Below are 723 nucleotides of genomic sequence, written 5' to 3'. Positions count from 1 at the left end.
AAAAACATTTACTATTATTTAATATTATTTTATTTATTGGTTTAGGTTTAATTTTCATTACTAATAATCAACAAGCAATGGGAATGGATAATAACGATGGCATATCTGAAAATAATTCCGTTGTTGATAATCATATAGATGAATATAATATTTTTAGAAACTTATTATTAACCCAAGGTAGAATATCTCAACAATTGATTAATGCTCTTTTTAATCATAGCTCAGAAACGGAAATTAATTTTTTTTCGAATCAACTACAATAAATACACCAACAAATAATAACTTATCAACAAAGACAACTAAATAATCAAGAACGAATGTTAAGAAATTTTTATAATAATATGACAAGAGTTCAATTAGAAAGGGAATATTTATTGTTAACACAAGAGATGATTTCAGCCATTAATAATACACCACTTTATGCTTCGGAAGAACAAATAAATACTTTAAGAAATATTCAAACAAGAATAGATCAAAATCAAAGACAAATAAATATCATTAGAAATCAAATACAAAATAACCAAAATCGACCAAATAATAATAAGAAGACGTTAAAATAATTTAAAATATGTTTTATTTTTATTATAAATATCAAAAGGAGATTTAATTAATGTTTAAATTACAAAAACAATTTAAAATAATAAGTATTTATTTATTTTTTTGGGATTATTTTTAATAAATAATAGTAATCAAGTGATGGCAATGGAAAATAAAAAAATATGC

2 protein-coding genes and 1 pseudogene are annotated in these 723 nt (G+C 21.2%); all 3 read left to right on the top strand.

Annotated features, from left to right (window positions below):
• Positions 1-263, top strand: a 263-nt coding sequence (locus RI01_RS03965) for an SVM family protein (protein WP_017193210.1), incomplete at its 5' end; no start/stop codon positions are given.
• A gap of 78 nt (positions 264-341) precedes the next feature.
• The gene (locus RI01_RS03960; RefSeq protein WP_026052464.1) at positions 342-560 is read left to right on the top strand and encodes a hypothetical protein; all 219 of its coding nucleotides are present in this window, start codon (positions 342-344) and stop codon (positions 558-560) included.
• 50 nt (positions 561-610) lie between these two features.
• A pseudogene (locus RI01_RS04085) lies at positions 611-723 on the top strand (SVM family protein); the annotation flags it as partial.

The sequence above is a fragment of the Italian clover phyllody phytoplasma str. MA1 genome, assembly GCF_000300695.1.
Taxonomy (GTDB): domain Bacteria; phylum Bacillota_I; class Bacilli_A; order Acholeplasmatales; family Acholeplasmataceae; genus Phytoplasma.
The sequence above is the reverse complement of the archived record's forward strand: the minus strand, read 5'-3'. Positions and strand labels throughout refer to the sequence as shown.

What these genes read in the sequence shown, in the direction of transcription:
- RI01_RS03960 (WP_026052464.1), top strand. Translation starts at nt 342, where the DNA reads ATGACAAGAGTTCAATTAGAAAGGGAATATTTATTGTTAACACAAGAG.